19 protein-coding genes are annotated in these 11,404 nt (G+C 67.0%); 3 read left to right on the plus strand and 16 right to left on the minus strand.

What is annotated here, in order from left to right; all coding sequences use genetic code 11:
- Nucleotides 1–110: 110 nt before the first annotated feature.
- The 7 genes from ACT53R_RS17710 to ACT53R_RS17740 form a co-directional block, all read right to left on the minus strand.
- Complete coding sequence (locus tag ACT53R_RS17710) at nucleotides 111–1,391, minus strand: RNA polymerase sigma factor (protein WP_476173237.1); 1,281 nt, start codon at nucleotides 1,389–1,391, stop codon at nucleotides 111–113.
- 67 nt (nucleotides 1,392–1,458) lie between these two features.
- Nucleotides 1,459–1,815 (minus strand): DUF1428 domain-containing protein, encoded by a 357-nt coding sequence (locus ACT53R_RS17715; protein ID WP_476173238.1) that lies wholly within the window; start codon nucleotides 1,813–1,815, stop codon nucleotides 1,459–1,461.
- Nucleotides 1,816–1,849: 34 nt separating this feature from the next.
- Nucleotides 1,850–2,293 carry an SRPBCC domain-containing protein gene (locus tag ACT53R_RS17720; RefSeq protein ID WP_476173239.1) on the minus strand — a complete coding sequence of 148 codons (444 nt, stop codon included), beginning with the start codon at nucleotides 2,291–2,293 and terminating at the stop codon, nucleotides 1,850–1,852.
- A gap of 27 nt (nucleotides 2,294–2,320) precedes the next feature.
- Entirely contained in the window at nucleotides 2,321–2,779 is a 459-nt protein-coding gene (locus tag ACT53R_RS17725) for an SRPBCC family protein (protein WP_476173240.1), read from the minus strand.
- A 33-nt stretch (nucleotides 2,780–2,812) separates the two neighbouring features.
- The gene (locus ACT53R_RS17730) at nucleotides 2,813–3,226 is read right to left on the minus strand and encodes a VOC family protein (RefSeq protein WP_476173241.1); all 414 of its coding nucleotides are present in this window, start codon (nucleotides 3,224–3,226) and stop codon (nucleotides 2,813–2,815) included.
- A gap of 40 nt (nucleotides 3,227–3,266) precedes the next feature.
- Nucleotides 3,267–3,677: a VOC family protein gene (locus ACT53R_RS17735; protein ID WP_476173242.1), complete on the minus strand. Its 411-nt coding sequence runs from the start codon at nucleotides 3,675–3,677 to the stop codon at nucleotides 3,267–3,269.
- 63 nt (nucleotides 3,678–3,740) lie between these two features.
- Entirely contained in the window at nucleotides 3,741–4,166 is a 426-nt protein-coding gene (locus ACT53R_RS17740; protein ID WP_476173243.1) for a YciI family protein, read from the minus strand.
- Between the two features lie 175 nt (nucleotides 4,167–4,341).
- Between ACT53R_RS17740 and ACT53R_RS17745 the strand changes: the two genes are divergently transcribed.
- On the plus strand, nucleotides 4,342–4,716 hold the full coding sequence (locus ACT53R_RS17745; protein WP_476173244.1) for a YciI family protein: 375 nt from the start codon (nucleotides 4,342–4,344) through the stop codon (nucleotides 4,714–4,716).
- Between the two features lie 27 nt (nucleotides 4,717–4,743).
- Here ACT53R_RS17745 and ACT53R_RS17750 read toward each other — a convergent pair whose 3' ends face one another.
- The 5 genes from ACT53R_RS17750 to ACT53R_RS17770 form a co-directional block, all read right to left on the minus strand.
- Nucleotides 4,744–6,402: an IucA/IucC family protein gene (locus ACT53R_RS17750; RefSeq protein WP_476173245.1), complete on the minus strand. Its 1,659-nt coding sequence runs from the start codon at nucleotides 6,400–6,402 to the stop codon at nucleotides 4,744–4,746.
- On the minus strand, nucleotides 6,380–7,192 hold the full coding sequence (locus tag ACT53R_RS17755) for a hypothetical protein (protein WP_476173246.1): 813 nt from the start codon (nucleotides 7,190–7,192) through the stop codon (nucleotides 6,380–6,382). The genes ACT53R_RS17750 and ACT53R_RS17755 overlap by 23 nt, the downstream gene beginning before the upstream one ends.
- 33 nt (nucleotides 7,193–7,225) lie before the next feature.
- Nucleotides 7,226–7,462, minus strand: a complete 237-nt coding sequence (locus tag ACT53R_RS17760) for a hypothetical protein (protein ID WP_476173247.1) — start codon at nucleotides 7,460–7,462, stop codon at nucleotides 7,226–7,228.
- A 165-nt stretch (nucleotides 7,463–7,627) separates the two neighbouring features.
- A complete protein-coding gene (locus tag ACT53R_RS17765; protein WP_476173248.1) occupies nucleotides 7,628–8,065 on the minus strand; it encodes a hypothetical protein in 438 nt (145 codons plus the stop codon).
- A 57-nt stretch (nucleotides 8,066–8,122) separates the two neighbouring features.
- A complete protein-coding gene (locus ACT53R_RS17770) occupies nucleotides 8,123–8,377 on the minus strand; it encodes a hypothetical protein (RefSeq protein ID WP_476173249.1) in 255 nt (84 codons plus the stop codon).
- A 9-nt stretch (nucleotides 8,378–8,386) separates the two neighbouring features.
- Here ACT53R_RS17770 and ACT53R_RS17775 point away from each other — a divergent pair, with 9 nt between their 5' ends.
- A complete protein-coding gene (locus ACT53R_RS17775; RefSeq protein ID WP_476173250.1) occupies nucleotides 8,387–8,596 on the plus strand; it encodes a hypothetical protein in 210 nt (69 codons plus the stop codon).
- 42 nt (nucleotides 8,597–8,638) lie between these two features.
- Here the strand turns inward: ACT53R_RS17775 and ACT53R_RS17780 are convergent, their stop codons facing one another.
- Nucleotides 8,639–9,082, minus strand: coding sequence for a hypothetical protein (locus ACT53R_RS17780; RefSeq protein ID WP_476173251.1), 444 nt, complete (start codon nucleotides 9,080–9,082; stop codon nucleotides 8,639–8,641).
- A 14-nt stretch (nucleotides 9,083–9,096) separates the two neighbouring features.
- Complete coding sequence (locus ACT53R_RS17785; RefSeq protein WP_476173252.1) at nucleotides 9,097–9,342, minus strand: hypothetical protein; 246 nt, start codon at nucleotides 9,340–9,342, stop codon at nucleotides 9,097–9,099.
- Between the two features lie 160 nt (nucleotides 9,343–9,502).
- Here ACT53R_RS17785 and ACT53R_RS17790 point away from each other — a divergent pair, with 160 nt between their 5' ends.
- Nucleotides 9,503–10,132 carry a hypothetical protein gene (locus ACT53R_RS17790; RefSeq protein WP_476173253.1) on the plus strand — a complete coding sequence of 210 codons (630 nt, stop codon included), beginning with the start codon at nucleotides 9,503–9,505 and terminating at the stop codon, nucleotides 10,130–10,132.
- A 66-nt stretch (nucleotides 10,133–10,198) separates the two neighbouring features.
- On the opposite strand, the gene ACT53R_RS17795 is transcribed toward ACT53R_RS17790, so the two are convergent.
- A complete protein-coding gene (locus ACT53R_RS17795; protein WP_476173254.1) occupies nucleotides 10,199–10,801 on the minus strand; it encodes a hypothetical protein in 603 nt (200 codons plus the stop codon).
- Nucleotides 10,802–10,911: 110 nt separating this feature from the next.
- The gene (locus ACT53R_RS17800) at nucleotides 10,912–11,226 is read right to left on the minus strand and encodes a hypothetical protein (RefSeq protein ID WP_476173255.1); all 315 of its coding nucleotides are present in this window, start codon (nucleotides 11,224–11,226) and stop codon (nucleotides 10,912–10,914) included.
- Between the last annotated feature and the right edge of the window lie 178 nt (nucleotides 11,227–11,404).

Consider the following 11,404-nt stretch of genomic DNA (forward strand, 5'->3'; position numbering starts at 1 on the left):
TGTCGCCGGGCGCACGTGGCCGGGCAAGCTGCACGGCGCCAGCGACGGCATCCGGCGGCGGATTCGTTGCGAAAGCGTGAGCCGGGCGTTCGGAAATCGTTGGTTCGTGGTCAATCGGCGATGCAGGCGCGGGCGCGCTCGTGCATCAGCGCGCGATCGCGCGCGTTGCCCGCGAGGGCTGCGGCGCGTTCGAAGGCATCGCGGGCCTCGTCGTGGCGTCCGAGCTTCAGCAGCACGTCGCCGTGCGCGGCGTGCAGCAGGGCGTAGTCGCGCAGCGCCAGCGCGTCCAGCAAGGCATCGAGCAGCGGCAGCGCCGCGGCCGGGCCCTGCGCCTGCGCGACGGCCACGGCGCGATTGAGTTCGATCACCGGCGAAGGCGCGAGCCGGCCCAGCGCGCCGTAGAGTGCGGCGATCCGCGCCCAGTCGGTGTCGACGGCATGGCGTGCGCGCGCATGGCAGGCGGCGATCGCGGCCTGCAGCACGTACGGGCCGGGCGCTTCGCCGGCGGCCACGGCGCGCCGCTGCGCGCGATCCAGCGCCGCCAGTCCGCGCGCGATCTGCAGCCGGTCCCAGCGGCTGCGGTCCTGGTCGGGCAGCAGGATCGGCGTGCCGTTGGCGGTCACCCGCGCCTTCGCGCGCGAGGCCTGCAATTCCATCAGCGCGAGCAGGCCGAGTGTCTCGGCATCGTCCGGCAAAAGACCGGCCAGCACGCGACCGAGGCGCAGCGCTTCCTCGCACAGTGCCGGCCGCATCCAGTCCTCGCCGGCGCTGGCGGCATAGCCTTCGTTGAAGATCAGGTAGACGACTTCGCGCACGGCATCGAGACGTTCGCGCAGTTCCGCGCGCGGCGGCACCTCGAACGGCACCTGTTTCTCCGACAGCATGCGCTTGGCGCGCACGATGCGCTGCGCGACGGTCGGTTCCGGTTGCAGGAAGGCGCGCGCGATCTCGGTCGTGGTCAGGCCGCCGAGCAGGCGCAGGGTCAGCGCGACCCGCGATTCGCGTGGCAGCACGGGATGGCAGGCGGCGAACATCAGCCGCAGCAGGTCGTCGCCGATGGCGTCGTCCGCTGCGTCCGCGGCGCGATCCTCCTGCATGTGCGCTCCGAATGCCTCCAGGTCCGCGCCGTAGTCGCCCAGTCGCTGCGCGTGCAGCGTGCGCTGGCGCACGTGGTCGATGGCGCGGCGTTTGGCGGCGGTGGTCAGCCATGCGGCGGGGTTGTCGGGGACGCCGTCCGCGGGCCAGCGTTCGAGCGCCGCCACCTGCACGTCCTGCGCGAGTTCCTCGGCGATGCCCACGTCGCCGACGATGCGCGCGATCCGCGCGACCAGCCGCGGCGCTTCCATGCGCCACAGCGCGTCGAGCATGCGATGGAGGCGGTCGTCGCTCATCGCGGCGATGACAGCATCGCCACCGGCCGCGCGCAAGCGCTGCGGCGGCGGCCCGCATCCTGCACGCTCACAGGCGAACCATCTCCCTGAATCCGCCCCAGAACATGCGCTTGCCGTCGAACGGCATGTCCGCTGGCGGCATGCCGGTGAAGAACGGATCGGCCATCACCAGCCGATTCACCTTGTCGCGGTGCGCGCGAGATCGGTAGACGATCCATGCGAACACCACGACCTCGTCGTCCTTCAGCTTCACCGCCTGCGGGAACGACGTGTACTTGCCGGGCCTCACGTCGTCGGCCACGCACTCGACGTATTCGAGCGCGCCGTGCGACGTCCACACCTTGCCGGCCTTGCGCGCCAGCTTGCGGTAGGCGTCGAGTTTCGCCTTTTTCACGGGAACCACGTAACCATCGACGTAGGCCATCTGCGTTGTCCTCGCTTTCCCGGGGAGGCCGGCGTCAACCGGCGCTGGGGTGCCGCGCGTGCAGCGCGGCGGCGAGGCGATCGAGATTCTGTTCGTTCGCCGGTTCGCACACCGCGCGCAGCGCCTCGGCGACGGCGGGATCGCGGAAGTCCTGGTGCCAGTGCAGGTCGGTGCCGCCGTCGGCGTCGCGCAGCGTCACGGTCAGCGTGAACAGCTGCGCGTTGACGTGTTCGATCACGACGCGGCGCCCGGGTTCCAGCGCAGCGAACACGCTGCGGTTCGGGTAGTCGGTGCCGTCGGGGCCGTGCATCGCGTGGTCCCAGCGCCCGCCGGGCGCGAAGTCGAACACGTCGAACGTGGTGGTGAAGCCGTCCGGCCCCCACCAGGTCGCGAGGCAGGCGGGATCGGCGAAGGCGGCGTAGATCGCGTCGGGCGGGAACGGCAGCGTCCGTCGCGTTTCGAGTGCGGTGTCGGTCATGGCGGAGGTCCTCGTCGGTCGACGCGCTCAGGCGCCGTCGGGGATTGCGGGTTCGACCAGCTGCGCGAGCAGCACCAGCGATTCCTGCCAGCCGAGGCTGCACATCTCGACCGGGATCGTGGCGGGAATGCCGGATTGCACGATGTTCAGCTCGGTGCCGCAGGACACCGCGCGCAGGTCGATCTCGACGGTCATCTCGCCGGGCAGGTTCGGATCGTCGAAGCGGTCGGTGTAGGCGATGCGTTCGTTCGGCAGGAGCTCGGTGTAGGTGCAGCCGAAGCTGTGGCTGGCGCCGGTGGAGAAGTTCGTGAAGCTCATGCGGTAGCCGCCGCCGACGCGCGCGTCGAGGTGGTGCACCTTGCCGGTGAATCCGTGCGGCGGCAGCCATTTCGCCTTGGCGTCGGCGTCGAGGAAGGCGCGGTACACACGCTCGGGCGGCGCACGCAGCACGCGATGGAAGCGGACGGTGCCAGTGTCGTATGTCATGGCGGGAATCTCCGTGTCGGGAAGGGCGGCGCGTCAGGCACCGGTGGGCGAGGCGGTGGCATCGTTCATCCAGAACACGCCCCACATGTGGCCGTCGAGGTCCTCGAAGCCGTGGTCGTACATGAAGCCGTGGTCCTCGGCCGCGTTCGGGGTGGAACCGCCGGCGGCCACCGCCTGCGCGACCAGCGCGTCGACCGCGTCGCGACTGTCGCACGACAGTGCGAGCAGTGCTTCGGTCACCGCGTGTGCATCGGCGATCGGCTTGGTGGTGAGCCCGGCGAACACCGGCCGCGCGACCAGCATCACCCGCGCGTGTTCCGAGATGGCCAGGCAGGCGCCCTGTTCGCTCGCGAACGCCGGATCGAACGGGAAATCGAGCGCGGTGAAGAACGCGATCGACCGCGGCAGGTCGGCGACGGGCAGGCTGATGAACAGGGTGCGGGGCATGGACGGGTTCCTTGCGGGAAGCGATGGAGGCGGCGCGCGGTCACGCGGGGTCTTTCATGCAGTTGACCATCCACGGCTTGCCGAAGCGATCGGTGAACGAACCCCAGCGATGTGCCCAGAAGGTTTCCTGCAGCGGCATGAACACCGTGCCGCCGGCCGACAGCGCGGCATAGATGCGTTCGGCCTGTTCGATGCTGCCGACCATCAGGTTGATGCAGGTGTTGCCGTGGCCGTCGTGCGGCGGCGGACCGTCGGCGCCCATGATCTCCGCGCCGTCGGCGACGAGGTGGCAATGCATGATGCGGTCGTGCGTGTCCGCCGGCATCTGGTCGCACATCGGCGAATCGCCGTAGCGCGAGGAGAACACGATCTCGCCGCCGAGCGCCTCGCGGTAGAAGGCGAAGGCTTCGGCGCACTGGCCGTCGAAGTTCAGGTAGGGAATGGCTTGCATGGCGGAGGTCTCCGGTGGTGTGGGCAGGGCGGGGGCGGGGGCGGGGAAGGTGCGGGCAGCAGATCAGGGCTGCGCATCGAGGCGGGCGCGCAGCTGTTCCTCGCGCTCGCGCAGCTCGGGCGTGAAGGCCTCGCCGAAGTCGTCGGCCTCGTACAGCGGCCGCAGTTCGACCACGCAGGGGCCGTGGCGCGGGTTGGGGCAGCGGCGCGCCCAGACGATGGCTTCCTCCATCGACCGCACCTGCCACAGCCAGAAGCCGGCGATGAGCTCCTTCGTCTCGGCGAACGGCCCGTCGACGACGTGCCGCTGCGGGCCGTCGTAGTGCACGCGCACGCCTGCCGCCGACGGCTTCAGGCCTTCGCCGGCCAGCAGCACGCCGGCGTCGGCCAGTGCGTGGTTGAAGCGGTCCATGGCCTCGAACAGCGCCGGGTCGGGCAGGCGGCCGGCCTCGGAGTCGGGCGTGGCCTTCACGATCGCCATCACTTTCATGTCGGTTCCTCGGTCGGAAGCGGGGGCTTCATCGGGTACGACGATCCGACGCGGCGGGAATCGACACGCGGCGGAAAATTTTTTTCGCGCATCGGGCGATTCGCCGGATGGCACACGCCGCGGCCGCCGATCCGGGGCATCATCCACGCTGCCAAGGCCGCCCCCGGGACCCGCGATGCGCTTCCTCCTGCTGATCCATACCGATCCCGAGCTCATGGCCGCGCTGCCGGCGGAGGAGTTCGACCGTCTGATGCACGGCTGCATCACCCACGCCGACGCGCTGGAGGCCGAAGGTCGCCTGATCGGCTCGCAGCAGTTGGAGGACGCCTCGACCGCGCGCACCCTGCGCGTGCGCGACGGCGCGCTGCGGGTGACCGACGGGCCGTTCGCCGAGACGAAGGAGTTTCTCGCCGGCTACAGCCTGATCGAGGCCGACAGTCTGGAAGAGGCCGTGCGCATGGCCGAAGCCTGGCCGTGGAGCCGCTACGGTGCGGTCGAAGTCCGCCCGGTCCGCGATTTCGACGCCGTGCGCCGGCGCGTGGGGGCCTGAACGCCCGGGCGCGTCTCGCGGCCGTGTTCAGGCCGTGAAACGCAGCCCCGGATCGCGCCGGATGCGGTTGGCCAGGCAGACCCGGACGGCATCCCGGTCGCGGCGCAATGCGTCGAACGGAAGCGGCGCCTGCGCGGCGGTCGTCAGGTCCTGCCAGACGGCGTCCATCGCCGCCATCAATCGCGACAGGGGCAGACCGAACAGGCTGCGGAGGGTGTCGATCACCGTGCCCAGATGCCCGAAGTGGGCGGCGTAGATCGTGCGCCGGCACCCGTCGGCGAAGGCCGGCATGTGCGCCCAGGTGCCCTCCGCCAGTGGCAGCGGCACCGGCGTGGTGCGCGGATCGCGCCAACGCGCAGGGTCCAGCACGGTGGCGTCGAGGTCGCGCAGCACGAGGCGTGCAGGCAGGCCTTCCGCATCGAAGTCGATCAGTGCGTTCTGCAGATGCGGCTCGGTGGCCATGCCGGCGCCGATCAGGTGCAGCGGGCCTTCCAGCAGCACGTGGCAGTAGCGATGGAAGAACCGTTCTGCGTGCGAGCGGTCGTGCAGGCGGGCGAGCGCGAGCCGCGGCCCGGTCCACAGGTTGATCGCGGGAATGCAGGTGCGCCCGTATCCGGCGATCGGTGCGCGCACGATCGCCGACAGCGTGGGTGAGAGCGCCTCCAGCGGGTGGAACAGCGCGGTCCGGTCGAACTGCCCGCCCAGCGTGTCCGCCCAGCCTTCCTTCGCGATCAGCGCCTCGATTGCCGACGACACCGCCACCGCGTTCTCGCAGTTCAGCCGGTACAGCAGTCTGTATTCGCCGGTCAGCGCGGCATCGACCGGGAGTTTGAGATCGCAGCGTGTGTCCAGCAGGTGGCACGTGCGCTGGGAGGCGAGCGGCACCGCCGGCAGCGAAACCGGCAGCAAGCGCACGAGTCCCGCATCGAACAAGGCGCGCAGGCCGGACGACGACGTCAGTTGCCACGGATGGACCGGCAGCACCGCACCCTCGATCCCCAGCGCCGCCAGCGCTTCCGTCGCGTGTGCCCCCAGCCAGTCCCGCGCCTGCACGCCGTCCTCGGCTTCGATGCGCAGCAGCGTCCCCACTTCCACCAGCGGGATCCCGACCGGGCGCGCGTTGAGCGGACTGCAGGCGACGATGGCCGACAGCGACGGGCCGACGCGCAGGCCGGGGAACGGGAACGTCTGGTGGCCATCCGATGCCGGTTCCAGCGCGACCGTGTTGTCGGGACGCAGGCGCACGAGTGCACGGTTGAGCACGAGGTTCGCGAGGCTGTTGTGGAAATCGCGGCGAAGGCGGCAGAAATCGTCCTGCGTCCAGTCGGGCACCAGCGGTGCCAGCACGCGCAGGAACGGCCCCGCGCTGCGCAGCGACCGCTCTTCGTCGCTACCGTCGCGACACGCAGGCCAGCCGATCAGGCGAAGCCGGCGGAACGGCAGGTCGGTCTGCGCGGGTGCCCACAATGCACCGGCTTCGCCCAGGGCCAGTCCTTCCGGTGTTTCCAGGCAAGGACAGAGGCGTTCGCGCCACAAGGCCTGGACCAGGTTGGACATCGCCTTGCGCAGCGCGCCGCGATACAGCGACGCGAAGGCTGACGGCGACAGGCCGGCAGCCCTGGTCCAGGCCCGGACCTGGCGCAGGCTGGGTTCTGCAAACGGATCAGTCGAAGACGAGCCGTTCAAGTTCGTCCCGCGTGATCGCGTTGAAATCGTTCAGGCGCTTCGCGTACAGCGCGCGCATGCGATCGGTCCCGGTCGTGTCCGCGCCACCGAGCGACTCGATCAGTTCCGCGGTGTAGCCCACGTGGTCGAGTTCGTCCTGCAGCAGGGAATCGAGCACGCGCTGCACCCGCGGCCAGTGGACTTCCGGGCAATGTGCCTGCAGCGCGTGGCGCTGCATGAGGTGGTGCAGCGTGGTCCGGATCTCCGCGATGTTCATCTGCACGTAGTCGTCGAGTTCCGGCACGCGCGCATACGGCGAACCCGGGACGGCCTCGACGTCCTGCTTCATGGAGAACTTCGGCGAAAGCGTGTCCAGTTCGGCGCGGAACTCCGGCGTGACCGCGCCGGGGAAGACCAGGTCCAGCAAGGTCAGGTAGGCCAGCGCGTGGCGGGATTCGTCCACGGCGTGTTTCTTCAGCAGCGCGCGTTGTGCGGAATCGGTGGCGCAGGCAGCGAGCGACCACAGCCGCTTCGCGCCGTCGCCTTCGCGCTCGGCATTGGTCATCAGCGAAATCGCGAGCCAATGCCCGTCCGCGGAGGCCTGTTCGTAGATCGCCGAATAGCGGGGCGCGTCGAACGGCGGCGGATGCGCGTCGACGGCGGTGTCGACGGCGGCGAGATAGCGCGAGAAGGCGGAATCGGAAGTGCGGCCGGCAAGCGATGCGCGCGCGACGAGGCCGACACGCCCCCGCTCCGCGGGGGCGTGCAGCAACGTCTCGATCGAACCTTGCCGGACGTCGTGGTCGTCCATGGCGGCGTCCTGCCCGGAAAAGGAGGAAAGTGATCAGGCGGCGTCGCGCACCGGATCGAAGGGGGCGTTCACCGCCACGAACGACAGGTTCGCATCCGGGAACTTCTTCAGTACTTCGGCCAGGCTGGCGTGGTCGATTTCCAGCTTGCCACCCTTCACCCGTCCGATGACCTGCACCTTGCGTCCGTCCGCCTGCAACTGCTCGAGCGACTTCGCCACCGTGCGCGAGGTCTTCACGCTCGTCGAAGCCGTGGTCTTCTTGGTAGCCATGCGCCATCTCCCTATTGACGATTTCAATCGGAAAATCTCGTTTTTTTCGGGCAATCTCCACGCCCGACATCCTCGATAGCACGACGCGGACAGCGGGTCAAACGCGGGCTATCGGGCAATGCAACGGGGGAATGCGCGGCGCGCGGCCACTGTCTCCACAGGCGCCTAGCCGCGCCCCGCCAGCTTGATCGCGATGACGCGATCGGGTCGGCGCACGGTGATCCGCCGCCAGCGCAGGAATTCCCACCACGTGATGTTCCCGCAGCGGCAACCGGTGCCGTACAGCCACGACTTCGGCCGCATCGATGGCAGCGCCGAGCCGCAGTCCTCGCACTGCACGTAGCCGTCCGGCGTCGGCACCCAGCCGCCACCGGCGTACGGCCACACCACGAAGAGTTCGTCCAGTTGCGGCCGGTGCAGCGTCGGCAACCGCTTGCGCAGCCAGCGCTCGCGTTCGATGCCGAGCTTGTGGCCCTTCATCCGCGCATCGACTGTCGCATCCGCGGGGTTCGCCTCGTCCAGCATCCGCCGGACCTCGTCCGACTGTCGCTGCACTTCGGCCTTGCCGAGCTTCTTCAGCGCACGCTTGCGTTCGGGGTCCATGCGGGGCGCTCGATGGCGGGAGGCCAGATCGTAGCGCCCCAAGCGGGGCGCGCGCATTCAGTTGTCCTCGTACAGCGCCGTCGTTCCGTCGCCGAGGATCAGATACCAGTCGTTCCGTCGCGCATCGTGCTCGAAGCCGACGCGCACGTCGTCCGGCGTCCAGCGGTGTCCGCGGTCATCCTGCGCCGGCAGCAGCCATCTCGCGTCCTCGGTCGAGACGGCGAAGCCGGTGCCGTCGACCAATCCGACGAGATCGCGCGGTGGCCCCGACAACCACCAGCGATCGCCGACATGCAGCAGCTTGTCGTGCATCGTCCGGTCATGACCGACGACGTGGACGCCAGGCGGCAATCGCAGGCCGGTGCCGCGCTCGAAGGCGTCGTCGGTGGTATCCGGATGCATCGCGAACGCAAGCGCAGCACCGATGGCGATGGCGAGCAGTGCCGCAGGCCATCGTGTCGCAGAGTGCTTTCGGGCGTGAAGGGAAACGGATGCAGTCTGCATGCCGGACATGACAGCGCAGGCGTTTGATGTCGGCATGAAGCCGATGCCTGGTGGCGGCGAGGCAGACGATCAGTCGCGCTTCCGGATGACGTGAATCTTCTCGCCATCCCACATCTGCAGGCCAAGCTCATGCGTGGGCGGGATCAGCCCACGCAGTTCTTCCGGTTCGGCGATACCCCACTCCACGCCATCGAAGGCATGGGGATACTCGGTTCCGTTCGGATTGGGCGAATGCAGGTAGATCGCCGTATAGCCGGTGTTCTCGCACAATTGAGCCCATGCCTGGATGGGATCGCGACGACCGGCCACGAGGCTTTCGGCCTTTTCAAGAAGTCGCAAGGTCAGCGCCGCGACCATGGGACGCACCCGGTTGCCACGCATCTTGAAGTCCGGGTGCAGGTGCCAGAAGTCGAACCATTCCTCGATCTCGAGATCTTCCAGTTCCTCGAGAGACCGCTTCTCGCGTTCGGCGAGATAGCGCGCCATGCGTTTCCGGAATCTGCGGTCGATCATGTCGAGTGTGTCCCTCAGCGATGGTCTCGGCGAAGCCGATCGATGGCGCGCTCGATCGCGACATGCCGCGCGATCGACGGCGCCGCCTTTTTCTCCAGCGCGATCAGGCGCCGCATCTTCGCTGCATCGCCGTGGCACAGCCGCAGCAAGTCCGATTCCGGAGACATCGGGCCGGCCGGCGCGAGGTTCGCTTTCGATCGCCGTGGCTGCCAGCACATCGCAACCACGGCGATGACGACGAGTAAAGCGATGAGGGTCATCGTGACGGTGTCCTTGCTGATGTCGATGACAGGGTAGCGCGTGCACGTGCGAAGCGTGCGTTCGGCAACGTCATCGCGCCATCGGCACGGTCGCACGCTTCTCGCGGCGGTGCGGCGCCGCCCGTGCTTACAATCGATCCACCCGGCCCGGAGGTGCGTCATGGACAAGAAGCCGTTACCCAAGGTGTCCCCGAACAATCCCTGTCCGTTCCTCCGGGCGCTGGTCGCGCAGGGGATGTTATCCGACAGGACCGCCACGATCGGCGACGCCACCGCCGCGATCGAACGCGTCGCGGCCGCGGGCGAGGGAAGCCCGTCGCTTCCGTCCCTGGCGATCCGGTTGATCGCCCTGCTGGCCAACGGACTGGGCCCCGGGGACATTCTCGACAACGGCCTCAACGGCCTCAGGCTCAACAAATTGCGGAACGGGCCGTTCGACAAGAAAGGCGCTGGATCGCGCATCCTGGACGCGAAGGCGCGGGGCGACCTCGATGAGCTGAATCGCCTCAAGCAATTCGCCAGCCAGAAGACCAAGCCGGATGGCGGCAAGGAACTGGGGCTGGACGCCGAAGAGTTGAAGGCGATGATGGACGCCAATTACGAACGGGCCGCGGGCAATCGGCGCCTGATCGACCGGCAGCTGATGAACGGAGAGTGGCCCGTGTTGCTCGACGTCATGGGCAAGGAAGGCAAGACCGGCCGCTATCTCAGCGTGCGGGAAGTGAACGCGCTGTTCCTGAAGCGTACGCTGCCGGGGAGGATGCTGAGGAAGCTTGGGCGTGGACGATGAGTGGCATTAAAGGCTTAAGCCAAGCTGCGTAGCGATGCGGGCTCGGCTTAACGAAATGCTTGGGCTTTACTGTGGTTTCTCCTTGTTTTCAATGCGCCTGGACTGCGTCCACAGCGCGCGACCAACTCTAGCCAGCGATACGCGGCCGATCTCCTGCATCTGTTGGAAACTCTCCATCCCATGGAGTTTGAGTGATTCCTTGCTCAATTTATCGGCGCCAAGGAGATCTCGGCTGAGCATTGCTACGTGCATGCTCGCACCCATTAGGTCGTAGTACGCCTTTCCGACGTTGGTGCTTTTGACAACAGCGATTTCAAATTCCTCTGCACAAGCACGGAATGCAGTCATTGCAGAGTATAGCTCTGTGGGGAGAACAACAGCGCCCCTTTGAACAATGTCTAGGATCTCGTAGTTGATGGAATCCCATAGTTCGTCCAGTCCCTGTGTTTCCTCTGGGCTCCTCCCGTTTGTGTCCTGAAGAGCCGCCGCAACTTTCTGTAAGCGACACGAGTGCACAGAGAAGTCCGACAGAACTTCTATTTGCTTCGAGAAGAGCTGTTCGCGAAGGGGCGATCGTTGCGACTTGTGGGTGAAGTAGAGCCCGAGCACCGATGCGATCGTTGTTGCGGAAAGACCGGCGACTGCGATCCAGAGCGAAGCTGTGTCCATGTGAGCCTATCGCCTGAGTTAAGCCGCCCCGTGGCCGGGCGGCGGACGCGTGCTAGCGTAGCGCAGGCACGTAGCCGACGCCACGACGTGGCTTCGGTTTGAATGAATTATTAGGCCGCTTTGCGTCGCTCAATCACGTCCTCAATAAAGCGTAAAAGTAGCGACACAACTAGCATGCCGATGATTACCCCTCTGCAACGCCAGAACAAGTAGCCCCAAGCCGCAGAGTTTTCCATCAGAAAACCGCCAACGCCGAATAGCCGATCAAGCGCTCCAGACACCAATATTGCGACGAACCAAACCGCCATAAGCACAATGAAGGCGACAACTATCACCCGGAACGGGCGGAGAAGTATCGCAAACGCGACCATCACGACGGCGATAGAAAGAGCTGCGCTAAATAGCCAAATAATCAGTTGAGCCATGATGAAAGTCGGAATGGGCCCCAGTGGTCTAACACCTGAGTTAAGCCACGCCGCGAAGCGGTGTCGGCTTGAATGAATTGTTATACGTCAGCTCCGCTTACTTTGGTAATTCCTAAGCAAACCGGACCAAATCTGAGAGGATTTGGTCATGAAACGATGCCCTTCCTGTGAGGGAAGC

The organism is Lysobacter sp. DMC104 (assembly GCF_056313665.1).